This window comes from Adlercreutzia wanghongyangiae, assembly GCF_035989245.1.
Taxonomy (GTDB): domain Bacteria; phylum Actinomycetota; class Coriobacteriia; order Coriobacteriales; family Eggerthellaceae; genus Adlercreutzia; species Adlercreutzia wanghongyangiae.
In genome coordinates this window covers 87,729-110,054 of the sequence record NZ_JAYMFF010000014.1, presented here as the reverse complement: position 1 = coordinate 110,054, position 22,326 = coordinate 87,729, and the positions used below count along the sequence as shown (strand labels likewise).

Annotated in this window: 17 protein-coding genes and 1 pseudogene; 7 read left to right on the top strand and 11 right to left on the bottom strand. The window is 61.8% G+C overall.

The genetic code is table 11. The features are described from left to right. Positions 1–113: 113 nt before the first annotated feature. The gene (locus VIN30_RS07650) at positions 114–2,015 is read left to right on the top strand and encodes an FAD-binding protein (RefSeq protein WP_338210566.1); all 1,902 of its coding nucleotides are present in this window, start codon (positions 114–116) and stop codon (positions 2,013–2,015) included. Positions 2,016–2,205: 190 nt separating this feature from the next. On the opposite strand, the gene VIN30_RS07645 is transcribed toward VIN30_RS07650, so the two are convergent. The 3 genes from VIN30_RS07645 to VIN30_RS07635 all read right to left on the bottom strand — a co-directional run bounded on the left by VIN30_RS07645 (position 2,206) and on the right by VIN30_RS07635 (position 5,411). After that, positions 2,206–3,714, bottom strand: coding sequence for a response regulator transcription factor (locus VIN30_RS07645; RefSeq protein ID WP_338210565.1), 1,509 nt, complete (start codon positions 3,712–3,714; stop codon positions 2,206–2,208). Next, positions 3,707–4,627, bottom strand: a complete 921-nt coding sequence (locus VIN30_RS07640; RefSeq protein WP_338210674.1) for an epoxyqueuosine reductase QueH — start codon at positions 4,625–4,627, stop codon at positions 3,707–3,709. Before VIN30_RS07640 ends, VIN30_RS07645 begins: the two co-directional genes overlap by 8 nt. 268 nt (positions 4,628–4,895) lie before the next feature. Then, on the bottom strand, positions 4,896–5,411 hold the full coding sequence (locus tag VIN30_RS07635; RefSeq protein ID WP_338210563.1) for a ferritin: 516 nt from the start codon (positions 5,409–5,411) through the stop codon (positions 4,896–4,898). 184 nt (positions 5,412–5,595) lie between these two features. Here VIN30_RS07635 and VIN30_RS07630 point away from each other — a divergent pair, with 184 nt between their 5' ends. Next, positions 5,596–8,778: an ABC transporter ATP-binding protein/permease gene (locus VIN30_RS07630; protein ID WP_338210559.1), complete on the top strand. Its 3,183-nt coding sequence runs from the start codon at positions 5,596–5,598 to the stop codon at positions 8,776–8,778. Positions 8,779–9,133: 355 nt separating this feature from the next. On the opposite strand, the gene VIN30_RS07625 is transcribed toward VIN30_RS07630, so the two are convergent. Then, positions 9,134–9,505 (bottom strand): phage holin family protein, encoded by a 372-nt coding sequence (locus tag VIN30_RS07625; RefSeq protein WP_326424921.1) that lies wholly within the window; start codon positions 9,503–9,505, stop codon positions 9,134–9,136. Positions 9,506–9,549: 44 nt separating this feature from the next. Between VIN30_RS07625 and rlmD the strand changes: the two genes are divergently transcribed. From rlmD to VIN30_RS07610, 3 genes are all read left to right on the top strand, one after another. Further along, positions 9,550–11,181 (top strand): 23S rRNA (uracil(1939)-C(5))-methyltransferase RlmD, encoded by a 1,632-nt coding sequence (gene rlmD, locus VIN30_RS07620; RefSeq protein ID WP_338210557.1) that lies wholly within the window; start codon positions 9,550–9,552, stop codon positions 11,179–11,181. Beyond that, on the top strand, positions 11,174–12,301 hold the full coding sequence (gene tilS / locus VIN30_RS07615; protein WP_338210555.1) for a tRNA lysidine(34) synthetase TilS: 1,128 nt from the start codon (positions 11,174–11,176) through the stop codon (positions 12,299–12,301). The genes rlmD and tilS overlap by 8 nt, the downstream gene beginning before the upstream one ends. Positions 12,302–12,539: 238 nt before the next feature. Beyond that, entirely contained in the window at positions 12,540–13,247 is a 708-nt protein-coding gene (locus tag VIN30_RS07610) for a Maf family protein (protein WP_338210552.1), read from the top strand. A gap of 456 nt (positions 13,248–13,703) precedes the next feature. Here VIN30_RS07610 and VIN30_RS07605 read toward each other — a convergent pair whose 3' ends face one another. From VIN30_RS07605 to VIN30_RS07580, 7 genes and pseudogenes are all read right to left on the bottom strand, one after another. Further along, positions 13,704–14,687 carry a M48 family metallopeptidase gene (locus tag VIN30_RS07605; RefSeq protein WP_338210551.1) on the bottom strand — a complete coding sequence of 328 codons (984 nt, stop codon included), beginning with the start codon at positions 14,685–14,687 and terminating at the stop codon, positions 13,704–13,706. A 42-nt stretch (positions 14,688–14,729) separates the two neighbouring features. Continuing rightward, positions 14,730–15,110, bottom strand: coding sequence for a TM2 domain-containing protein (locus VIN30_RS07600; protein WP_338210549.1), 381 nt, complete (start codon positions 15,108–15,110; stop codon positions 14,730–14,732). A 39-nt stretch (positions 15,111–15,149) separates the two neighbouring features. Continuing rightward, positions 15,150–16,034, bottom strand: coding sequence for a hypothetical protein (locus VIN30_RS07595; RefSeq protein WP_338210547.1), 885 nt, complete (start codon positions 16,032–16,034; stop codon positions 15,150–15,152). Between the two features lie 177 nt (positions 16,035–16,211). Continuing rightward, positions 16,212–16,289 (bottom strand): annotated as a pseudogene (locus VIN30_RS11550) (zinc-ribbon domain-containing protein); the annotation flags it as partial. A 42-nt stretch (positions 16,290–16,331) separates the two neighbouring features. Further along, positions 16,332–16,970, bottom strand: a complete 639-nt coding sequence (locus VIN30_RS07590; RefSeq protein ID WP_326424914.1) for a hypothetical protein — start codon at positions 16,968–16,970, stop codon at positions 16,332–16,334. 481 nt (positions 16,971–17,451) lie between these two features. Further along, the gene (locus VIN30_RS07585; RefSeq protein WP_338210545.1) at positions 17,452–18,054 is read right to left on the bottom strand and encodes a DUF4870 domain-containing protein; all 603 of its coding nucleotides are present in this window, start codon (positions 18,052–18,054) and stop codon (positions 17,452–17,454) included. A gap of 259 nt (positions 18,055–18,313) precedes the next feature. Beyond that, positions 18,314–19,165 carry an N-acetylmuramoyl-L-alanine amidase gene (locus VIN30_RS07580; RefSeq protein WP_326424912.1) on the bottom strand — a complete coding sequence of 284 codons (852 nt, stop codon included), beginning with the start codon at positions 19,163–19,165 and terminating at the stop codon, positions 18,314–18,316. A 245-nt stretch (positions 19,166–19,410) separates the two neighbouring features. Between VIN30_RS07580 and hpt the strand changes: the two genes are divergently transcribed. Both hpt and ftsH read left to right on the top strand, forming a co-directional pair. Further along, a complete protein-coding gene (hpt, locus tag VIN30_RS07575) occupies positions 19,411–19,959 on the top strand; it encodes a hypoxanthine phosphoribosyltransferase (RefSeq protein WP_338210542.1) in 549 nt (182 codons plus the stop codon). A gap of 70 nt (positions 19,960–20,029) precedes the next feature. Continuing rightward, entirely contained in the window at positions 20,030–22,285 is a 2,256-nt protein-coding gene (gene ftsH / locus VIN30_RS07570) for an ATP-dependent zinc metalloprotease FtsH (protein ID WP_420915323.1), read from the top strand. Positions 22,286–22,326 lie beyond the last annotated feature (41 nt).

Below are 22,326 nucleotides of genomic sequence, written 5' to 3'. Positions count from 1 at the left end.
CCGCTTGGGGGGATACGTCGCAATGCTGTCCCGCCTATGCTGGAAAGCAGCTTCGGCCCGTTGGCGCAATGGGGCGAACGGGTTCGAAGAACTTTGGCAAAAAGGAGGAAGGCATGAAGGAAGCAATGAGGGAAGGCGTATCGCGCCGCGGGTTTTTGAAGGGTGCCGGTCTAGCGGGCGCCGCCGCGCTGGCAGCTGGCGTTGCGGGCGGTTGCGCTCCGCAGGGCGGCACGGAGACTTTGAGCGACACGGGCGACACGTCCGCGGCGGCGGGGACTGCGACGTCGGGCTATGCGACCACCGAGGACTGGCTGGGCGCCGCGCCGCAGATTTCCGACGACGAGATCGTTGAGATCGTCGAGTGCGACGTGGTGGTGTGCGGCGGTGGTCATGCCGGCATCCAGGCGGCTCTGGCCGCAGCTGAGGGCGGCGCCAAGGTGGTCGTCATCGAGCAGTCGCCCGAGGACAGCCGCAAGGTGAAGGGCGAGGACATAGGACATGTGAACTCGCAGTTCCTCATCGATCGCGGCTTCGGTCCCTACAACGTGGGCGAGATCGTGCAGGAATTCTGCCTGCGTGCCGGTGGCCGTGTGAACACCGAGGTGATTCGCAAGTTCGTGGCGAACTCCGGCGAGATGTTCGACCATGCTGCCTCGCTGGTGAACTGGCCCGATGACCGCATCAAGCTAGTGAGCGAGGCCGATCCGGCCGTGAGCCCCCTGGATGACAGCATGATCTGCATTCACCAATGCGGCCTCGCGATGGACGGCGATGTGGAGTACCCCCTGTACCGCGGCGGCTTCAAGACGTGGCCCTGTGTGGTGCAGTTCATGGGCCCCATTCAGCACGCCCCGGTGGACGGTGTTGCCGCTCTTTCCCGCTTGGACGAGTTCCAGCAGTTCTCCATCTTGGAAGGCAAGGACCTGGGCGCTACCTGGTACTGCGGCGAGAAGGCCATCGTGCTCACCCAGGACGAGAGCGGCGCGGTAACCGGCGTCATCTCCGAGCGCAGCGACGGCTATGCGAAGTATGTGGCCAGCAAGGGCGTTATTCTGTGCACGGGCGACTTCGCGGCCAATACCGACATGACCTGGAATCTGCTGACTGAGTACCGCGAGCACAACGAGCGCATGGGCCTGGATGCTACTTCGCTGCAGGGCCAGTCCGACTGCATGGGCGAGGGCCACAAGATGGGCTGCTGGGCCGGCGGCTTCATCGAGGCCGGCCCCCGCGGCGCCATGAGCTTCGGCGGCGGCGCTTCAGGCCCGTGGGGCTCCAGCCCCTTCCTGTGGCTGAACTCCCAGGGCGAGCGCTTCATGAACGAGGCGGCCATCTGCGACTCCATGGCCATTGCCGTGCGTCAGCCCTTCGGTGGCTTCACCCTGGCGACCGACGCCAACTACGAGGAAACCCTGAAGAACTCGTCGCTCGATCACGGCTGTGCCAACTTCGGCCGTCCCGATTACTACACCGAGCTGGTGGAGGATATGCAGGCTATTCCCGTGGACAACCCCGAGGGCGGCACGGTGCGCATGTGCACGGTGGCCGAGCGCATGCCCTCCCAGGTGTATGCCGCCAGCACGCTGGACGGTCTGGCCGACATGTTGGGCTATGCGGGCGAGACCAAGGAGGCGTTCCTGGCCAGCATCGCGCATTACAACGAGCTGTGCCACGCTGGCGAGGACAGCGATTTCGGCAAGGACGCCGTGCTGATGACTCCCATCGAGAACCCGCCGTTCTACGGATGCGGCAATGCCGCGGCCGAGGGCTTCGGGGCCAACACGCGCACCATGGGCGTGAGCCTGGTTACCCTGACCGGCCTTGAGACCAACGGCGATCTGCAGGTGGTGAACCAGAACTACGAGCCCATTCCGGGTCTGTATGCCGCTGGTAATACGCTGGGCGGGCGCTACGGCCTGCAATACACGACGCCCTTCGCCGGCAATTCCGTGGGCATGGCCATGACGCACGGTCGCGTGGCCGGCAAGCTGATCACTGGTCAAGAAGTGCTGTAGCACGCTGAACAATCTTTCGGCGAAGGCGTTGGTTTTCACGCCTTCGCACTCTTCTTTGGCCCTGCTCCGAACCGGCTTCCCTCCCTCCGGTTTGGAGTAGGGCCATTTTAACGTGAAGATGCAGAATCGGAGCGATTCGCTGAGCGGCGCGCTCGGGGGCAGGCCGACGAAGGGACGAACGGATGCTTTCCTAGCGCTGGAGCAAATCGAGAAGCTCGGTGCGCGAGTGCACGCTAAGCTTCTCGTATATATGGCGCACGTGCACCTTCACCGTTTCCTTCGACACGTACAGCTCTCCGGCAATGTAGGTGGCGGTGCGGCCGCGGGCCAGCAGCGCGAGCACCTCGCGCTCGCGCGGGGAAAGGCCGCCCTGCTCGGCGAGCTCGGCGCAGCGCGCATCGAGGGGGTCGGTGCCGGCGGGGACGGCCTCGGATTCGGCGGCTGCCGGCGCGGAGGCGGGGATTGCAGATGGGTCTGTCGTCAAGGGCTGGGCCTGCGTTGCGTCGGATGCCGCCAGCGGGTTGCGCAGGAAGGCGACGGTCGCCAGGGTGACGAGGTAGGCTACGAAGACGGCGAGGGAGAGCGCGGTCTTAACGGTGTCGCCAAGCCAGGGGCTCGCGAGCATGCTCACGCCGAAGGTGGCGGCAACAACGGCGATGGTCGCGGCCCAGCGTTGCCCTGGCGCGTTTTGCCCGGGAACTTGCGGAAAGGGGGCGAAGGCGGCGAGGTACCATCCGATGAGTGCGGCGAAGAAGCCGAATCCCGCACCGGTGAGTATTCCGAAGAAAGTGCCAGCTGCTCCTTCAGGGGAGATGGCGATGAAGCAGGGAATGGAGGGGAGGGCCGCCATAAGGGGACAGAGGCCGAGCAGCACGGTGCGCAGGCGGGCATGGGGAGGGTTTGCCAGGGCGGTCAATCCCAGGGCGCTTGTGCAGCCGATGAATCCCAAGAACACGCCGCGCGTGATGGTCTCGGCGTGAACGAAGTCGTTGGTGGGCTGGGGTGTTCCGCAGATAAATCCCAAAACGATACCGCAAATGCCCGCACCGGCCAGGAGGGGCCAGAAGGGCGGTGCACATGGGTCGGGGCTGGCTTCGGTGTGCGCGGCGATGTCTTCTGCTGAGGGCTTCGCGAGGCCGAGGCGCAGAATCAGCGCGCCGCCGAGGACGGGCGTCAGCGCGTTCATGGCCAGCATCACCATGACGTTGGCGAAGGAAAGGCAGGCGAGGGACCCCAGTGCCGCCAGCGCGCCTGCCCAGCTTACGACCCCCAGTGTCTGGATGGGCGTCACGTCGCCCAGCAAGGAGCCCCACGCCGCTATCAGCCCGATGCCTCCGAGGCCGAAGATCACGCCGGCAATGGCGAAGCAGGGAGCGAACCCTCCGTTGGGGGCATACAGGCCGATAGCACCGAACACGAGGGCGATGGCTACCAGTCCGGCGGCAACCTGCGGCCTGATGAGGGTGACGTTCAGGGTGCGCGGCGGCACCCGGGCAAAAGCGATGGCAGCGAGGGCCAATCCGATGCCGACACCGATAATGAGCGGCGAGAAGCCCTGCATGCGGTCGAAGGCGATCAGGCAGCCGATGATAGAGGCACCGGAAGACAGAAGAGCCGCCGCCGCATCGGCCATAAGCAGCGCGAGGGCTATCGTAACTAGGACGAGATTGCCCTGAGACGGGGCTTGGCGTTCACTCATGAGAATCTCCCCGTTGCTTGCGCAGGGCCTTCAGGATGGCGCGCTTCTTGGCCTGCACCTCAGCATAGGCCTGCTTTTCGGCGCGGTTGCGGGCGCGCTCGGCCTCCGCGGCGGCGCGCTCGTGGGCATGGGCGGCGAGTTCGGCCTCGCGGGCGGCGCGGCGGGCGGCTCGGCGCTGGTCGCGCTCGGCAGCGGCCTCGGCATCCGAGAAGCGGCAGCCGCAGTAGTTCTGGCGGTACATGCCGCCCTCGCGCGAGCGTCGGGTGGCCTCGTCGTAGTAGGGGCGGTAGTCCTCGAAGCGGGCCTCAACGCCCTCGCGCTCGCAGGCGCGCTCCAGCTCCTCGCGGATGATGCGGGTGTACTGGTAGGGGCTTACGGAAAGCGTGGTGCCCACGGCGGCAAACCCGTGCTCGCGGGCATAACGGGCGGCCTCTTCGAAGCGCAGGCGGTAGCAGGCCCGGCAGCGGGCCTCGCGCGCAGCACGGGCCTCCGTGGGCGAGGCGCCTTCGTCGGCGTTCCTCTCCGTAGGGGCGGTGCTTGCGCCGCCCTCATCGGGTGAGGCTGCCGCGCTTGAGGAGGGGCGACCGAGGTCGCCCCCTACGGGTCGTACCTGCAAGTCGCCCCCTACGGGGTCGGGGTCGCCTTCTTCGTTGGTGATAACGCCGAACTTCGCCTCGGCGGCATCGCCCACACGGCCGACGATGGCTTCCCACTTTTCGGCATCGTAGGCGCTTTCCGCAACTTCCAGCCCTTCATGCGCCGCCCACGCGCGCAGCGTGGCCAGGCGACGGGCGTACTCGTCGACGGGATGGATGTTGGAGTTCGCGTAGAACACCACGGGCTCCACTCCCCGGGAGCGTAAGACGCGGGCCGGCTCCATCGAGCACGGTCCGCAGCAGGCGTGAAGGAGCATGTTCTGAGTCATAGGGTCCACCAGGCATTGTGAAAACGACAGATAATTGCGATTGTGATGCAAAATATATACGCTACATGCATCAGAAAGGGCAAAACGACCGTTTTGAGTCGTTTTCTGCAGAAAATCGCTAGCTGCAAGCCCCTGAATTCCCGCAGTGTGCATCACAATCGCATTTTTGCGGTAAAAAAGCCGGTTGCAACCCGCAAGTCGCAACCGGCAATGGAAAATGCGGAAGCTTCGTTGGCGTTAGCGTTGGCGCGAGGTGCTACTTGCCGGCCAAGGGGCTCGGTACGGTGTAGACGCGGGCGGCGCACTCGCGGTCCAGATCGTACAGGCCCTTCGGGTCCTTGCCGAACAGCTTCATGTTGGTGATCATGGTGTCGGCGTTGTCCTCTTCCTCCAGTTGCTCGTCGATGAACCAGCCGAGGAACTTCTGGGCGCGGTAGTCGTGGGCCTCCAGCGCGGCGGCGTAGATGTCGTTGATGAGCGCGGTCACGTACTTCTCGTGCTCCATGGCGGCCTCCAGCGGCTCCAGGAAGTTCGCGAAGGTCTTGTCGGGCATATCGATGGCCAGAAGACGCACCTTCTCGCCGTTCTCGTGCAGGTAGTTGCGGAAGATCATGGCGTGGTCGCGCTCCTCCTGGGCCTGAATCTCGAAGTAGTTGGCGTAGCCCGACAGGCCCTCCTCCTCGTAGTAGTCGGCGAAGGACAGGTACAGGTAGGCGGAGTACAGTTCCTTGTTGATCTGGTCGTTGATAAGTTCGTACACTTTGGCGTCCATGGACGGTCCTTTCTGCTTGCGCGCGGCCCGGGGCCGGCGAAAAATTGAACCCCGACAGAATAACGCGAAATCGGCCGCTGCCGTGGCAAATCTGTGCAAATAACTCGCTTTTTGACGAAAGCGTTAGAAGCGTGATGCGGTGACGATCATAATAGGCCCGATCGAGAGAGAAAGAGAAAAGCACATGTTGCAACTGAAGCATATCTGCAAGTCGTACCGTACGGGCGACTTCACCCAGGTGGCCCTGAACGACGTGTCCATCTCGTTTCGCGACAACGAGTTCGTGGCCATTCTCGGCCCCTCAGGCTCGGGCAAGACCACGCTGCTGAACGTGATGGGCGGCTTGGACCACTACGATTCCGGCGACATGATCGTGGATGGCATCTCCACTCACAAGTACAAGGACCGCGATTGGGACACGTTCCGCAACAACCGCATCGGGTTCGTGTTCCAAAGCTACAATCTCATCCCGCACCAGAGCATTCTGCAGAACGTGGAACTGGCTCTCACGTTGTCGGGCGTGGGGAAGGCCGAGCGCACGCGGCGGGCCAAGGAGGCGCTGGCGGCCGTGGGGTTGGCCGAGCATGTGAACAAGAAGCCGAGCCAGCTTTCGGGCGGTCAGATGCAGCGCGTGGCCATCGCCCGTGCGCTCATCAACGACCCCGAGATCGTGCTGGCCGACGAGCCCACGGGCGCGCTGGACTCGCACACCTCGGTGCAGATCATGGACCTGCTCACGCAGATTGCCAAGGATCGCCTGGTCATCATGGTCACCCACAACCCCGAGCTGGCTGCGGAATACGCCACGCGCACGGTGAACCTGGCCGACGGCGTCATCCAGTCCGACACCGACCCCTACTTCCCCACGGAAGAGGAGATGCACCTGTCGCGCAAGCCCATTCGCAAGACGTCGATGAGTTTCCTCACGGCGCTCGCGCTGTCGGCGAACAACCTGATGACCAAGAAGGGCCGCACCATCATGACGGCCTTCGCCGGCTCCATCGGCATCATGGGCATCGCGGCCATTCTGGCGCTGGCCAACGGCGTCGACCACTACATCGAGAAGACCGAGGAGGAGACGCTGTCGGTGTACCCGTTGCAGATTATGTCCACGGGCTTCGACATGACGGCGCTTATGGGCATGGATGCGGGTGACGACGGGGAAGCGGCCGACGGCTCCTCCGACGATGCGCTTGCGGCCGCGGGACTTTCCGGCGGCACCTACGGCGACGAGAACGATCCGTCTGCCCGCGACACCGTGCCCGAGACGCGCATGGTCACCGATATGTTCGCCAGTCTGGAGAACAACGACCTGGCCTCGCTGAAGCTGTTCTTCGACGAGGGCGGCAACGGCATCGACAACTACGTGAACTCCATCGAGTACCGTTACAACGTGACGCCGCAGATCTTCGACGCCAACACCGAGAACGGTGTGCGCCAGATTAACCCGGACACCACGTTCTCGGCCTTCGGGATGGGCGGCGGCTCCACGAACTCGCTCATGTCCACCATGTACTCCACCGACGTGTTCAGCGAGATGATGGGCAACGCGCATATCGTGGAGGACCAGTACGACGTGAAGGCGGGCCGGTGGCCGGCGGCCTACAACGAGTGCGTCATCGTGCTCACGTCGCGCGGCACGGTGCCCGACCTGGTCACCTATGCCCTGGGCCTGCGCGACCATGCGGTGCTGGAGGACATGATCGACCAGTTCATGAACGAGGAAGAGGTGGCCTCGCCCGAGGACGACCTGGAATTCACCTACGAGGAGCTGATGGCGGTGCCTCTGAAGATGGTGAACGCCGCCGACTTCTACGCCTACGATGCCGAGAACAAAGTGTGGGTGGACAAAACCGACGACACCGACTACATGCGCAACCTGGTGAACGCCGGCGAGGATCTGAAGATCGTGGGCGTGGTGCAGCCCAAGCCCGATGCTAAGGCCACGGCGCTTTCCACGGGCATCTACTATTCCCCCGAGCTCACCTTGCACATCATCGATGCAGCCAAGCAGGCCCCTATCGTGCAGGAGCAGCTGAACTATCCGGCCATCGACGTGTTCAACGGTAAGGAGTTCGCCGCCGAGGACGAGGAGGGCGGCTCGGGCTTCAACATGGATTCCCTGTTCAGCGTGGATGAGGATGCGCTGCAGAACGCGTTCAAGTTCGATGAGTCGAAGATATCGGTGGACACGAGCGCCATCGGCGAGGGCCTTTCGGCCGACGACCTGCCCGCCGCTCCCTCGTTGGACGCCAGCGCGCTGAACTTGGATATGTCCAGCGCATTCAGCGAGGAGGCCATGGGCGAGATGATGGGCGCCGCTATGGCCGGCTACGCCCAGGCCCTGGGGAAGGCCTACGCCGACGCCGTTGCGTCCGGCACGCCGCCCGATTTCCAATCGCTGGCTCAGACCACGTTGGAAAGCTACGTGCGTAGCGCCGAGATGCAGACCATCATGGGCCAGTACGCGGGCAAGATCGTGGACGCCAACGCCATGCAGCAGGAGATGGCCACCAAGATATCGGCTGCCCTGGAGCAGTCTATGGCCGCGTACATGCAGGAGGCCATGGCCGCCATCGGTGCCAAGACTGAGGCCTCGGTGCAGAAGGTGATGGGACAGCTGCAGGAGAACATTCCGCTGGCCATGTCGGTGGATACGAACGCCTTCCAAAATGCCTTCCAGATGAAGATGACCGAGGACGAGCTGCGCGAGCTGATTCTGTCGCTGATGACCGACGGCACGCGTTCCTACGACAGCAACCTGGCGAAGCTGGGCTATGCTGACCTGAATAAGCCCTCGGAAATCGAGATATACCCTGACAACTTCGAGGACAAGCAGCAGGTTATCGCCATTCTGGACGACTATAACGACCGCATGGTGGCTTCGGGTCAGGATGACAAGAAGATCTCCTACACCGATTTCGTGGGCACTCTGATGAAGTCGGTCACCACCATCGTGGACATGATCAGCTACGTGCTCATCGCGTTTGTGGCCATCTCGCTGGTGGTGTCGTCCATCATGATCGGCATCATCACCTACATCTCGGTGCTTGAGCGCAAGAAGGAGATCGGCATCCTGCGCGCCATCGGCGCCAGCAAGGGCGACATCAGCCGCGTGTTCAACGCCGAGACCATCATCGAGGGCCTGGTGGCGGGCCTTCTGGGCGTGGGCATTGTGGCCCTGGTGAGCATTCCGGTGAACGCGCTGGTGTACTCGCTGCTGGATGTGCCCGACGTGGCCCTGCTGCCGCCGACGGCTGCGGCCATTCTGGTGGCCATCAGCGTGTTCCTGTCGTTCATCGCCGGCTTGTTCCCCGCTATGGCCGCCGCCCGCAAAGATCCGGTGGAGGCCCTGCGCAGCGAGTAGAGGCTCTGTCGGCGTTCGCGCTGTGGCAGAAGCAAGGGATTGCGAATATGGGTACCAAACCGATGGTTTTAGCCGTTCGAAAATGCCTTGTCGGCAGAATCGCGGGGTTTGGTACCCGAAGTTGGTTAGCGTAATTTGCGTGACCTGGGCCTTTGCGAGCAAGCGGATACCAAACCCCGCAATTTTGGGGTACCAAACCCCGCGGTTTTGGCGGAAGCGCTGAGGCGAGATGGGGCGAAAGGGCGGCCGGCGCTGCGAAAGGGAGCAGCGCGGTGCGAGGGGTGCTATGGTACCAGCGGCTCTTTTGGTGTGCCGACGGCCCTGCGGCTTGTCTGCGGTTTCTTCCCGCCGTTTGCTACGCGTCGTTGCCTACGAGGCCGTTTACCAGGGCTGATACGATGGAAATGACGATGGAGGCCACAAACGCGCTGCCGAAGCTGGCGATGTAGAAGCCAGCGCCGAACAGGCCGTTGGCGAGCCAGGCGGCCACGTATAGCAGCAGCGTGTTCACGATGAGGTAGAAAATGCCCAGCGTGAGCACCGTCACCGGCAGCGAGAGCACCTGCAGGATGGGCTTAATGGACATGTTCACCAGCGATAGGATGAGTGCGAATAGCGCGATGCCCACCCACGAGGCGCCTCCGTTCACGATCTCGATGCCGGGCACGATCCACACGGCGGCAGCGACGGCGATGGCGGTGACGATCCAGCGAATGATGAAGTTCATGATTGCCTCCTTTTCCGATGGGACCATTATGTCAAAATGGGGCTATGACGAGAAAACATGACAACAAGCCGAAACGCCCCCGTAGCCGCCCCGCCAAGGTAGGGAAAGCCACGGGAGCATCTGGCGCCTTCACCCCCGCAAGCTCTGCCGCTCGCCGCGGCGGCCATCCCCGTAGGGGCGGCCTTCGGACCGCCCGCCAAGCGGCGTCCGGAGTTCCCGCCCCCGAGGCTCAGAGCGTCAGCTCCCCCCGCTGCAGCGGCCATCCCCGTAGGGGCGGCCTTCAGGCCGCCCGCCAGCCCGAGGATGCTCGCCGTGCGTCAGCGACCGCCGGTTGCGCTCTGTGCCCGGTGTTCGGCCGTTGCGGCGGCTGCAGCCAGTTGAACGTGCCCTACGCCGAGCAGCTGGCGGCGAAACAGCAGGCGGTGGCAGCCCTCTTCGAGGGCATCGCTCCCGCCGACGCATTGCTGCCCATTTTGGGAATGGAGGAACCCTTTCACTACCGCAACAAGGTGGTCTCGCCCTATGCGCCTGCCCGGGGTGCACGGCATGCGGTTGCGGCCAAGGACGCTCCGAAAGCGAGGGGGAAGGCGAAGGGGAAGGGGGCGAAGCTGAGCCGCGCCGACATTCTTACGGGCATGTACGAGGCCGGCACCCATCGGCTCATTCCCACCGATACGTGCGCCATTGAAAACGAGGTAGCCAAGCGCGTGACCCTGGCCATCCGCGACGTCATGGCCCGCTGGGGCATGGAGCCCTACAACGAGGATACCGGCACGGGGTTTGTGCGCCATGCCGTGGTGCGGGTGGGCCACGAAAGCGGGGAAGTGCTCGTGACCGTGGTGACCAACGGCGACGAGTTTCCTTCGGCCAAAGCCTTCTGCCGCGAGCTGAAGCGTCGCGTACCCGAGATCACCGCCATCGTGCAGAACGTGAACACGCGTCAGACCAACGTGATTTTGGGCGACAAGGAACGCGTGCTGTATGGCCCGGGCTTCATCCTGGACACGTTGTGCGGCTTGAGCTTCCGCATCTCGTCGCAGTCGTTCTACCAGGTGAACGCCACCCAGACCGAGGTGCTGTACGACGAGGCCATCCGCCTGGCGAACCTGACGGGTGCCGAGACAGTGATCGATGCCTATTGCGGTACGGGCACCATCGGCCTCGTCGCCGCCAAGCGCGGTGCCGCCCGCGTTATCGGCGTGGATTCCGTGGCATCGGCCATTCGCGATGCTGCCAGCAATGCTCGCCACAACGGCGTGGAGAACGCCTCGTTTGTGGCCCAGGATGCCACCGCCTTCATGGAGGAGCTGGCCGCCTCGGGCGAGCGCCCCCAGCCTGCGTGTCATCCCGAGCGGAGCGCGCAGCCTGAATCTGCGTGTCATCCTGAGCAGAGCACGCAGCGCGAAGTCGAAGGAACCCCCGGCGATCATTCCCAGCCTCTGGTGCTGCTCATGGATCCGCCCCGCGCGGGTTCCACTCCTGAGTTCCTGCGCGCCGCCTGCGCGCTTGCTCCCGAGCGCATCGTGTACATCTCGTGCAACCCGCACACTCAGGCTCGCGACGTGCGTCACCTGGTGGAGGGCGGTTACGAGGTGCGCGCCATCCGCCCGGTGGACATGTTCCCCCATACCGATCATGTTGAATCTATCGTGATGCTGGAGAAGAGAAATGATTGACGTACTCGAGAAAGCCCGCGCCACCATCGCGGCGCACAGCTTGGCCGCACGCGATGCCGCCGTGCTGCTCATGGTGTCCGGCGGCTCCGATTCCACGGCGCTGGCCTATCTGGGCGCCGCCCTGCGCGATGCGGGCGATGTGGGCCCGGTGGCCATGCTGCATGTGAACCACCAGTTGCGCGCCGACGATGCCGATGGCGACGAACACTTCGTGCAGCAGCTGGCCGATCTGTTGCACATTCCGTTGTTCATTTGCTCCATTGACATCGCTGCCGAAGCGGCCCGTTCCCGCGAGAACGTGGAGGCCGTGGCCCGGCGCGAGCGCTATCTGGCTGCCAACGAGGCGCTGCGATCTATGTGCCAGCACGAGGGCTGCCCGCTTTCCGAGGCGCGCATTTTCACGGCCCATACGGCCGACGACCGCATCGAGAACTTCTATATGCGTTCCATCGTGGGCACGGGTCCCGGAGGCTTTCGTAGCATGCGCTATGAGAACGGACCGGTGGTGCGCCCCCTGCTGGATACGACCCGCGACCAGCTGCGCGCCTACCTGGCCGCCCGTGAGGCCGCCGGCGAGCCGATGGCCTGCGACGAGATGGGCAACCTCTGGCGCGAGGATGCCACCAACGCCCATACCGACCGGTTCCGTGCCTATGTGCGCCACAAGGTGGTGCCGCCGTGTCGGGAATGGAACGAAACGCTGCCCGAGGTGCTCACGCGCTCGATGAACCTCATCGCCGACGAGGACGACATGCTGCAGCGCATGGCCGATCAGCTGGCGGAAGATGTGGCGGTGTGGGTGGCCGAGGACGACACTTTCGGCGTCGATCGTTCCGAGGGCTTCCGTCTGCTGCCGGCCTTCGGCGAAGCGGAGCGCCCGCTGCAGCGTCGCGCCGTGCTCGGCTTGCTGCAGGCCATGCTCGGACCCGATGCGCGGGTGGACGCCGCTAGCGTGGAAGCCGTGCTCGCTGGCTTTGCCGAGGGCAAACCGCGGGGCGGCTATGTGGCCAACATCCAGTATGATTTGGCCGTGAGCGCCAACAAGCAGGGCGTTTTGGTGGAACCCATGGCCTATTTCCGAGCCCGCCGCAAACGCGACAAAGAGAAGGCCGCCTCGTAGGGCGGGTTTCAGCCTGCCTGTGAGGTCAGGGTTGGCTCCGTAGGGGCGGCCTTCAGCCCGCCCGTGAGGCTCCAATTGGCGGGCGGCCTAAAGACCGCCCCTACGGGATGCCCCCATTGGCGGGCGGCCTGAAGACCGCTCCTGTGGGGTGCCGAGGTTGGCGGGCGGCCTGAAGGCCGCCCCTACGAAGGCTCGTGCAGGGTATGAAATATCTGCGATTTCGCGAAAGGATTTCCGTATGACCGAAGAAGCCAAGCAGTCTGAAGCCGTCGAAGCTGATAAGGCTGCCGAAGCCACGGCCGTCGCGTCACCCTCCTTCGAAGTGGTGCTCGCCAGCGGCAGCCCGCGCCGTCGCGAGCTGCTGGAGCAAGCCGGCGTGAAGTTCATCGTGCACACACCCGCCACGCCGGTGGACGAGAGCCTGGAGCCCGACTTGGCCGCCAACCCCGAGGAGGCCGCCAAGAAGTTGGCCGAGCGCAAGGCGGGCGCGGTGGTGCAGGAGGTGCTGGCCCAGAACTACACGGGCATGCTCATCGTCATCGGCGCCGACACCATGGTGGTGCTCGAGGGCAAGATCTTCGGCAAACCCCGCAGTCTGTCAGACGGCAAGCACATGCTGCGCGAGCTTTCGGGCCGCGCCCACGAGGTGATTACGGCCGTGTCGGTGTGGATGATCGCCGCCCCCGAGGCCGACAACATCTCGCTGGGTTTCCGCACCTTCGCCGATACGAGTCGCGTGACCTTCCGCGATCTGACCGACGAGGAAATCGCCGACTACCTCAAGAAGGGTGAGTCCTTCGACAAAGCGGGTGCCTACGCCATCCAGGGCGAGGGCGCCGCGCTCGTAGACCATTACGACGGCTCCTACGACACCATCGTCGGCTTGCCCGTCGAGCGTCTCATCAAGGAATTCCCCGACCTGCTGGCCGCTGGCTCCGTTGACTAAACAGTCTCCTGGGCGTAAACTAACAAGATGCTAGGTGGCTTGCCGCTGCAACGGCGGCTACCTCATGGAACAAGTTTGTAGCTTGATGAAGTAGCCGTCCTTCCGCATCAGTGGGGGCGGCTATTTCATTTGCGCAACTGTACCGCCAAATCCATAGCCGCTATCACAACCAAGAGAAGAGTCAGTAGCTCTATCCAAGTAACCATGGCAAACCTCCTCAGGGACGAGGCAGCCACACCACCTAGCATGGTTATTGTAGCACGGTATAATGCCATCACAAGAACAAATGTACTAATTTACCTGACGCACTCTCCACGCGGAGAGCGCTTCAGGTGCGCCCGAGAATACACGAAAGGTGTAGTTCTGATCGAGACGCTGTGTGGTGGTCGGCGGGAAGGCCGCTGCGCTCGCGAACTATTACGATGGCCTTTTAGTTGCGCGGCGCAGCAATTGAAGTTAATCGCACTTGTTTCCGCAGGAGCCGCAAAACTTTTGTCCCTCTTGCAGGGGTGCTCCGCAATGAGCGCAAAAACCACAAAATGATTCGGCACCTGATTCCGATGCGTTGCCACTGCCGTTTGGTGCCTGCGCCGCTAATCCTGAGGGTTGCGTCGGGGCATCGATCGCCTCTCCTCTCAGGAAGCGCTGCATATTCTCGAATTCATCCGATCCGCACCAACGTCTGAGTTCGAGTGCGCGATAGGCGTTAAGGGGATGCGTTCCCTCGAGTGCATAGAGAACAACCTCGAAGGCCTTGCTGACGGAATCTCCTTGAATTGCCCGCTCGTATTCTGCCGCTTGGTTCATGAAGAGTTCTTTGTCGATATCGAGGTCAAGCCGGTTCCAGCCGCCCGCGAGTTCAACGCACATGGTCTCGACTGGTTCGGAGGAGCCCAGCGCAATCGCTGCGGCGCGATCTGCTGTGTATTCGCTAGCTCTGCTCCATGTCAAGTATGCGGCTTGGAGTCCGACGCTCACTAGGCCCCCTACGCCGGGCAGTACCGCCGCCGCCCCGCTCATTATCAGGCTTCCCATTGAGTGGTAAAGGACATGATGACTTGCGATATGCCCGCACTCATGGGCCAGAATTGCGCGAATCGTCTCTTTTGAGCAATTCTGAAGTGTTCCGCTGTTGATAACGATGATGGGCGAAGACTCGTTTGTGGTGTATGCATTCATCGTGACGTCGTTGGCCAGGTAGAGTGTGGGGATCTCTATGCCGAGCCTTTCGCATAGAGGGGGCAGCATGTCGTAATACTCCGACAATTGGCATGGAGTGATTTCGAGATGCGTTGACTTGGTGGTAATGAATACGATGCGCTCGTTATAGACCTTCATGAATGCTCTCAAGAGAGCCGTGAAACCCGGGATCGACCTGAGGGCGTTTAATGCTTGTCTGTCCAGAGGGTGTTGATAATGCGAGGCGTCAATGTATGGCATACGTTATGCATCCTTACCGCGTTAAGGTGTTGTCACCGATTTCTAAAGCCAAGGCTTGTTTTCCGCAACGTAGATTTGATAGAAATCTTGATCGCTTTTCGTCAGGTAAAGAATCCCTTCGATCAGGGCGACTACCGCCATGGCCAGGGGGCCGATGACCACAAGACTTCCGATGAGACTAATTGCCAGCATGATGATTCCTGCTTGCGTATAGCCCAAGTAGAACTTGTGGACGCCAAGGGAGCCTAAGAAAATGGCTAGCAAGCCTGCAACAACCTTGCTTTTCTGTCCGGAAATCGCTGTGCTTGGGGCCTGGTAGGTGTATGCGCTTTGCGCACTGTTGGAATCGGCGGGGATCGCGTATTCCAGAGCGCTCTGCGTTTCGAATGATTCGGTCTTGGGGGTTTCGTACGAAAAAGACATGGTGGTTGCCTCCAAAAGTGGGATTCGGGAAATGAACAATTAAACGGGGGTGCTGTCATAAGAGAGCAGCTTAAACGGAGCCGCTTCGTCGTCATAGCCGGCTTCCAGCACGGCGGTTCCGATGCAGGAGGGGAAGCGCTGGTCGAATGCTTGGGCGAGTTCTTGGGGTGTCATGCGGTAGTACGACTCATCGGTGACGGTATAGGACTCATCCCAGGCATTGCGATAGATTTCAAACTCGATTTGATACTGGTCGTTTCCCAGGTACTCCATCTCGGTGGCGACTGCGATTCCCTCGGCGGATATGGTTTCGAGATTGGTGTAGACATACCCATCTTCGTAACAAGTATCGAAGGGGATGTCTTCTACGGCGAGCGACTCTTTCAGGAACAGGTCAGCGTATTTTTTAAGGGATTCGAAAGAGGCGCGCGCGTAATAAGGTCCGCCTCCAGCGACGGGCCAGTACTCCCCGAATTGCACAGCCTTTGTGCTGTTTAGAAGTGCGTGGGCGTAGGCAAAGAGGAAAACTTGATCTGACGACGTGCGACTGTTTCGGTAGCCGTTCATAATGGAGTCGATCTCCGAAAAGTTGCTCAAGCAGAGGTTGATGTGAAAGTAGTCGTCTTCGTTAGCGAGACTGAGCGGCTCGGTATTGGCTGCAGATGAGTCCTGCGACTCCGCTTCGGTGCTATCGCCGGTATTGGCCAAGGTTTCCTGGTTGGCCTCTTCGGCGGTCGTGTCTTCGGTCTCGCTGTCGCTGCCAGATAGCTCAGAGGAGCCGTTGTCGTCGCTGGTGCCCTCCACTGCGGTTTGCTCGTCGCTTTTCGGATTCTCCTCGAGTCCGGCATCGATAACGCCCATGCCGATTAAGACGACGAGGGCAATGGCCGCAACGGACACAACAGATAGGATCGCTGCCACCACCCCGCCCCGCCTTTTGGGGCGGGGTGGTGGGACGCTTTGAGCGCCATTCACTTGGACTGGTGCGGGGGCGGAGACCACGGGCTGCGGAATCGGCTCTGCGATAGGTGATGCCGCGATTTGAGGGAATGCGACTGGGATTGCGGGGTCTCTCGGTTCATTGACGGTTTCTCCTAGAGCGTTTCCGCAGATGGTACAGAACTTTTGACTCGCATCCAGCGATGCTCCGCATTTTGTGCAGAAGTTCCGATTGCTCATAATGGTCTCCTTTGCGCGCTGATCATCCGATGCTGAGCACGCTTACGATGTCTGGGGCGCTACGGGCTCGGCTAGAGGGTACGTCTCCTGAAACTCTGTGTAATAGAGATTGGAGCCGTTTACGTTGTCGCGCATTATGGGAGCGAGAATCTCATCGCGGTAGGCGGAGGGGTCTTCGTAGGACAGGCTGATAGTCCAGGCTTCGGAAATCACCGAGATGCGTTGAACGCAGTCTTCGTAGCACGTGTCGAGCGCCTCATAGGCGACGGCGTTGGGCGACTGAGGGGATATCGTGGTGCTATACAGATCGTTGTAACTGCTGTAAATGTCGTCGAGCAGAGCTTCGGCTTCGGTTGCATAGCGGGCGCGCGCCTCGTAGTCGAGCGACAGGTAGTTTTCGTTGAACTGCTGGGCCGCTTCGGAAATGCGCTGGTCGAAAGCTCCCAGATCATCGTAGAGTACGAGCAGCTTGTCATAGACAACGGCCTCGGCGCGATCAGTGGGAGGTTCGCTTTGCGCGCTTTCCGTTGTGGCACGGGTATCGGTTTCGGTGGTGGAGCTCGCTTCGTCGGATGCATTTGCGGCATCCGCGGTGTTGGTGCTCTCGTCTGGCTCTTCGCTGGGAGTGCTGGGTTGCTCCTGCGGGGTTTCAGTTGGCTCTTCAGGTGAGGCTTCTGGCATTCTGAAGACTCCTGCGACGAAGAGGGTCGCAACAATGATGGCTGTCCCCACAAGAGCGCAGAGCAGCGCAACCGCAATTCCCTTTTTCGATGAAGACGGCGGAGGGGCATTGGGCGACGGCGCATCGGGCGACAGGACAGGGGTCGCAGCAGGCGCGTCAAAGGATGTAGTGGAAGTGAGGGGGGATTCCCCGATCGGGGAGTCGACCGGTATCGCGACGACGGAGGGCGCCGATGCGGGCGAAGGTTCAGCGGAATGCACCGCCTCAGCGGTTAACAGGGGCTGCGGGTTTGTGGATATCTCACTGGTGCTGTTGAGGGGTGCGAGTGGGACGGTGGCTTCTGGTTCGCTGCTGGGGGCGATGATGGCTTTCCCGCAGCACGTGCAGAATTTTTGTCCTTGGGTTAGAGGGGCACCGCAAGAGGTGCAAAAGTTTTGAGACATAGGCCTACTGCCTCCAGTCGTAGAGGGCATTTGCAACTTATTTGAGGAATCCGAACGAGCTAACGATGGGAGCCTCTTTTGCCTTGCCCCTGCAGACATTGACAATGCAGATGACTTCGACGACTGCGAGAACCAGGGTGAAAATGAAGTAGGCTATCGGAATGATGACCGTCCAGAAGAATAGCGCAGCGATAAGCCCGAAGAGCCACTGCACTACAACGAGCTTTGCCGATTGGCGCATATGGAACATGGCAAATTTCGAATCGCGGGCAACGAGACCGACGACGATGACCCCGAATATTCCGAGAAGGTAGGCAAGCAGTGCGTACACCTTGTTGTCGGAGATATCTTGTGCGCTGAATTCGCCCGTGTGGTCTTTTGCGCAAACGGTTGCGTTGAGATCGACGGGATGAGATTGGGGATTCGCTTGATTCCCAGGATTGACGGGAGGGACTTGGGCGTTTTGCCAAGCGTTTTGTCCCGAAGGAGAAGTCTGGGCGATTGGTGCTTGCACAGCGGCCGGAGTCTGGTAGTTGGTCTGCTGGGGGATTGGTTGCGCAGCAGGTACGGGTGCTCCGCAATTCGGGCAAAACGCCATATCGCCCGTAACTTCGATACCGCAGGTTGTGCAAGTGCTCATAGAGGCCTTCCTTCTGTCGTGACAACAACAAACCTGGGTGGAAGGCTCTTCGGTGAAGGGCATCCACCACTGTTGTCACGCAGCTAGGCGATTCCACTCGATGGCATGATGACACGACAGAACTACCCAGAAGGCAGATGCCCTACAGCGTGGGTGTTCGTCGTGCAAATATTCAATTGAGTGGTTTCAAAACTTGCGTATTGATCCCAGCTACGTGACAGGTGGCATTATGGGGGAATGGGCGCCCTGAGTCAATGATCTAGCCTGCGGCATGCGTGCGGACCGCCTGGTAATGGGCAAGGTGGTCGGCGAATTCTGCGGAAGTGTCCGAATTGCCCGAGCGCCAGGCCTTGTGGTCGATGATCTCGCTTTCAAAGCCATAATAGGCATCTATGTATGCGATGAGGTCATCGACAGCATCGAGTTGGGCTTCGGGATAGGCGCCTGTGCTCGAAGAGTGAACCATTTCTATTCCTATAGAGTATGAATTCATTCCGTAATCGGCTGCCCAGTCTCCGATGGGGGTTGTGCCGCGTTTGTCGTCGTACGACTCGTCGGTGGTGCCGTACTTGTTGTTGTGCCCCGTGTCGCCAAAACCAGCATGATGGACAATGGCGTCCAGCGGAGCACATTGCCAGATGCTGCCGTCTTTGTTCACGACGAAGTGGGCAGCGACGAGGTTGCCGTTGGAGTCCCACCAATCGATGATCGATTGGGCATCGGCGTCGCTTTCCGTGTCATGCAAGACAATGTAGCGCTGGTGGTCGCGGGGCTTGGTGCCGTGGGCGAAACTTTCGCGGAAGTCTTCGGTGATGGCTAGTGCCTCTTTGAGGGCGTCGGCGTCCGGCTCCGCAGTTGGCTCTGCGGCTGGTGCAGGGCGCTCGGCAGGGGAGGGAGTGTTGGGGCGTGGGGACACTTCGTCTTCCGGCTCGGATTTCTCCAGGATGGGGGCAACGTCATTGGGCTCTTCCGTGAAAATCTCCTGTTGTTCGGGTGCGTCAGGCTCAATGATTTGATCCGAGCAAGCGGGAAGCGCGACGAGGGCCGCGGCGAGAAGGGCTGTCGATGCTCCTTTGCGACAGCGAGCAAGAGAGGGGTAGGCCATGCTCATGGTGTGATCCTTTCCTTAAAGCTACGTGACCGGGCCAGCATACTTATTGCGCGACGGTTTGACAAATGGGCGAGGATTTTCGCGTTTGAGCGGAAAGGTAAGATCGCGATGAGCTTGCGGGTTCGAACGAAACAATTGTGTTGCGTTCTCGTGCGACGGGTGGGGGATTGCGGGTCTTTGGTACACTGAACTGCGATCAAGATTGCCCTTCCCGGGGCTACCGGGAGCGTGAGAAAGTGGTTCAAGTGCATCAAGACGTGTCAGAGATACTGTTCTCGGAGCAGGATATCGCCGAGCGCGTGGCCGACATCGGCGCTGCCATCACCCGCGACTACAAGGAGCTGGCGGGTCCGGCGGGCATTGTGGTGGTGTGCGTGCTGCGCGGTGCGGCCATGTACACCTGCGATCTCATTCGCGCCATCGACATGCCCCTGGAGGTGGACTTCATGGCTGTGTCCTCCTACGGCAGCGGGGTGAAGAGCTCGGGCGTCGTGCGCATTCTGAAGGACTTATCCAGCGACATCCACGGCAAGCACGTGGTTATCGCCGAGGACATTCTGGACTCGGGGCTTACCCTCAGCTACCTCATCAAGAACCTGGAGTCCCGCGGGCCGGCGTCCATTTCGGTGGCCACGCTCTTGCGCAAGAACACTCCCAATCAGGCTGACGTGAACTGCCGCTATGTGGGCTTCACGTGCCCCGATAAGTTCATCGTGGGCTACGGGCTGGATTACGCGGAGCACTACCGCAACCTTCCCTATATCGGCGTCCTCAAGCCTGAGATCTACCAGTAAAGGCAGAAAGAACACTATGGCAGACAACAACTCGAAATTCCCGACGCCCTCGTCTTCGTCGCGCACCACCATGGTGATGATCATCATCCTGTTGGCCGTGGCATTCTTCGTGGGCAGCCAGTTCATGCGCACCGGTGCCATGGGCACCACGGTGACCGACCAGCTGATCACCTCCGAATTCACCCAGGCGGTGGAGCAGGGGCGCGTGAAGTCGGTGGTGTATTCCGCCGGCGATTACACGGTGTCGGGCACTTACTTCCCGGCGGCCACGGCCGGCGCCGAGGCGGCGACGGCCTTCAACGGCGCCTTCGACGCCATGAACGCGCTGATGGCCACCCAGCAGAACGCCGACACGGGCAAGCCGCTTGCGGGCGTGGGCACCACCACGCTGGAGGCGGCCACCCTGGGCAAGGAACACAACTACACGTCCACCTATGTGGGAAGCGACTCGCTCGGCGAGCTTCTGGCCGCGCACCCCGATGTGTCCTACCAGGTCACGCTGCCGAGCCCCTTCCTCGAAATCATCGCCACGCTTCTGCCCATCCTCATCATCGGCGGGCTTTTGTTCTTCTTCTTTTTTAAGATGCAGCAGGCCAACAACTCCCAGATGAACTTCGGCAAGGCCAAGACGAAGAAGGCCGCCGAGGAGCGCCCCGACGTTACCTTCAACGACGTGGCCGGCGTGGACGAGGCCGTGGAGGAGATGCAGGAGATCAAGGACTTCCTGGCGAACCCCGCGAAGTACCAGTCCATGGGCGCGAAGATTCCCCGCGGTTGCCTTCTGGTGGGCCCTCCGGGCACGGGTAAGACGTTGCTGGCCCGTGCGGTGGCCGGCGAGGCGGGCGTGCCCTTCTTTAGCATTTCCGGCTCCGACTTCGTTGAGATGTTCGTGGGTGTGGGTGCAAGCCGCGTGCGCGACCTGTTCCAGCAGGCGAAGGACGCTGCCCCTGCCATCATCTTCATCGACGAGATCGACGCCGTGGGCCGCCAGCGCGGTACGGGCCTGGGCGGCGGTCACGATGAGCGCGAGCAGACGCTGAACCAGCTGCTGGTGGAGATGGACGGCTTCGAGTCCAACGACTCGGTGGTGCTCATTGCCGCCACGAACCGCGCCGACGTGTTGGACCCGGCGCTTCTGCGTCCCGGCCGCTTCGACCGCCAGATTGTGGTGGACACCCCCGACGTGAAGGGCCGCGAGAAGATTCTGAACGTGCATGCCAAGGACAAGCCCATCGGCTCCGACGTGGACCTTTCCAAGATCGCGAAGATCACCCCGGGCTTCACCGGCGCCGATCTGGCCAACCTCATGAACGAGTCGGCCCTGCTGACGGCCCGCCGCGGCAAGAAGATCATCACCATGCGCGAGGTGAGCGAGTCCATGGAGCGCGTCATCGCCGGCCCGGAGCGCAAGGGCCGCGTGATGAACGAGAAGACCAAGCACACCATCGCCTACCACGAGAGCGGCCACGCCTTGGTGGGGCATCTGCTCGATCATGCCGACCCGGTGCACAAGATCTCGATTATCTCCCGCGGGCGCGCGCTGGGCTACACGCTTTCCATTCCCGATGAGGACAAGGTGCTGAACTCGCTTTCCGAGATGAAGGACGAGCTGGCGGTGTTCATGGGCGGTCGCGTGGCCGAGGAGATCTTCTGCGACGACGTGACCACGGGCGCCTCCAACGACCTTGAGCGCGCGAGCAAGATGGCCCGCGCCATCGTCACCCAGTACGGCATGAGCCCTTTGGGCACCCAGGTGTTCGGCCAGCCTAACCACGAGGTGTTCCTGGGCCGCGACTACGGCAACACCCAGGACTATTCCGAGGAGACGGCGCGCCGCATCGACGAAGAGGTGGCGAAGATCATGAAGGAGGCCCATGACCGGGCCCACAAGATCCTCTCCGAGCATGCCGATCAGATGGATCTGATGGCCAGCGTGCTGCTGGAGCGCGAGACCGTGGAAGGCGAGGCCTGCGAGGCCCTGCTGAACAACAAGTGGGACGAGTACCTGGCTCGCGAGGACCAGATCATCGCCGCCAAGGAGGCCGAGGAGGCTGCAGCGCGCGCCAAGGACGCCGAGATGCTGGCGGCCCAGGGCGATGCCGAAGGTGCCGAGACTTTGGCCGATCCGAACTGGCGCGAGGAGCCGGTGGAGCCGGGCGATCAGAATCCGAATGGTCCCTTCCGCCCCGCCGCCGAGCATGCCGATCGCGCCGATATGCCCACCCAGGCTGAGGTGAATGCGGAAATCGATCGCGAGGATGTCATGGACTCCTCCGCCGATGCCCCCGATCCGAACGCAACCGACGCCGGCAAAAAGGACGAATAGCCCCCTTTCGGCAGAAACGTCAACTACGAAGGTTCCTCTTC

What these genes read in the sequence shown, in the direction of transcription:
- VIN30_RS07605 (WP_338210551.1), bottom strand. Translation starts at nt 14,687, where the DNA reads ATGCCATACATTGACGCCTCGCATTATCAACACCCTCTGGACAGACAA.
- VIN30_RS07585 (WP_338210545.1), bottom strand. Translation starts at nt 18,054, where the DNA reads ATGAGCACTTGCACAACCTGCGGTATCGAAGTTACGGGCGATATGGCG.
- VIN30_RS07640 (WP_338210674.1), bottom strand. Translation starts at nt 4,627, where the DNA reads ATGCTCCTTCACGCCTGCTGCGGACCGTGCTCGATGGAGCCGGCCCGC.
- VIN30_RS07590 (WP_326424914.1), bottom strand. Translation starts at nt 16,970, where the DNA reads ATGCCAGAAGCCTCACCTGAAGAGCCAACTGAAACCCCGCAGGAGCAA.
- rlmD (WP_338210557.1), top strand. Translation starts at nt 9,550, where the DNA reads ATGACGAGAAAACATGACAACAAGCCGAAACGCCCCCGTAGCCGCCCC.
- VIN30_RS07635 (WP_338210563.1), bottom strand. Translation starts at nt 5,411, where the DNA reads ATGGACGCCAAAGTGTACGAACTTATCAACGACCAGATCAACAAGGAA.
- VIN30_RS07580 (WP_326424912.1), bottom strand. Translation starts at nt 19,165, where the DNA reads ATGAGCATGGCCTACCCCTCTCTTGCTCGCTGTCGCAAAGGAGCATCG.
- ftsH (WP_420915323.1), top strand. Translation starts at nt 20,030, where the DNA reads ATGGTGATGATCATCATCCTGTTGGCCGTGGCATTCTTCGTGGGCAGC.
- VIN30_RS07645 (WP_338210565.1), bottom strand. Translation starts at nt 3,714, where the DNA reads ATGAGTGAACGCCAAGCCCCGTCTCAGGGCAATCTCGTCCTAGTTACG.
- VIN30_RS07630 (WP_338210559.1), top strand. Translation starts at nt 5,596, where the DNA reads ATGTTGCAACTGAAGCATATCTGCAAGTCGTACCGTACGGGCGACTTC.
- VIN30_RS07650 (WP_338210566.1), top strand. Translation starts at nt 114, where the DNA reads ATGAAGGAAGCAATGAGGGAAGGCGTATCGCGCCGCGGGTTTTTGAAG.
- VIN30_RS07610 (WP_338210552.1), top strand. Translation starts at nt 12,540, where the DNA reads ATGACCGAAGAAGCCAAGCAGTCTGAAGCCGTCGAAGCTGATAAGGCT.
- tilS (WP_338210555.1), top strand. Translation starts at nt 11,174, where the DNA reads ATGATTGACGTACTCGAGAAAGCCCGCGCCACCATCGCGGCGCACAGC.
- VIN30_RS07600 (WP_338210549.1), bottom strand. Translation starts at nt 15,110, where the DNA reads ATGTCTTTTTCGTACGAAACCCCCAAGACCGAATCATTCGAAACGCAG.
- VIN30_RS07625 (WP_326424921.1), bottom strand. Translation starts at nt 9,505, where the DNA reads ATGAACTTCATCATTCGCTGGATCGTCACCGCCATCGCCGTCGCTGCC.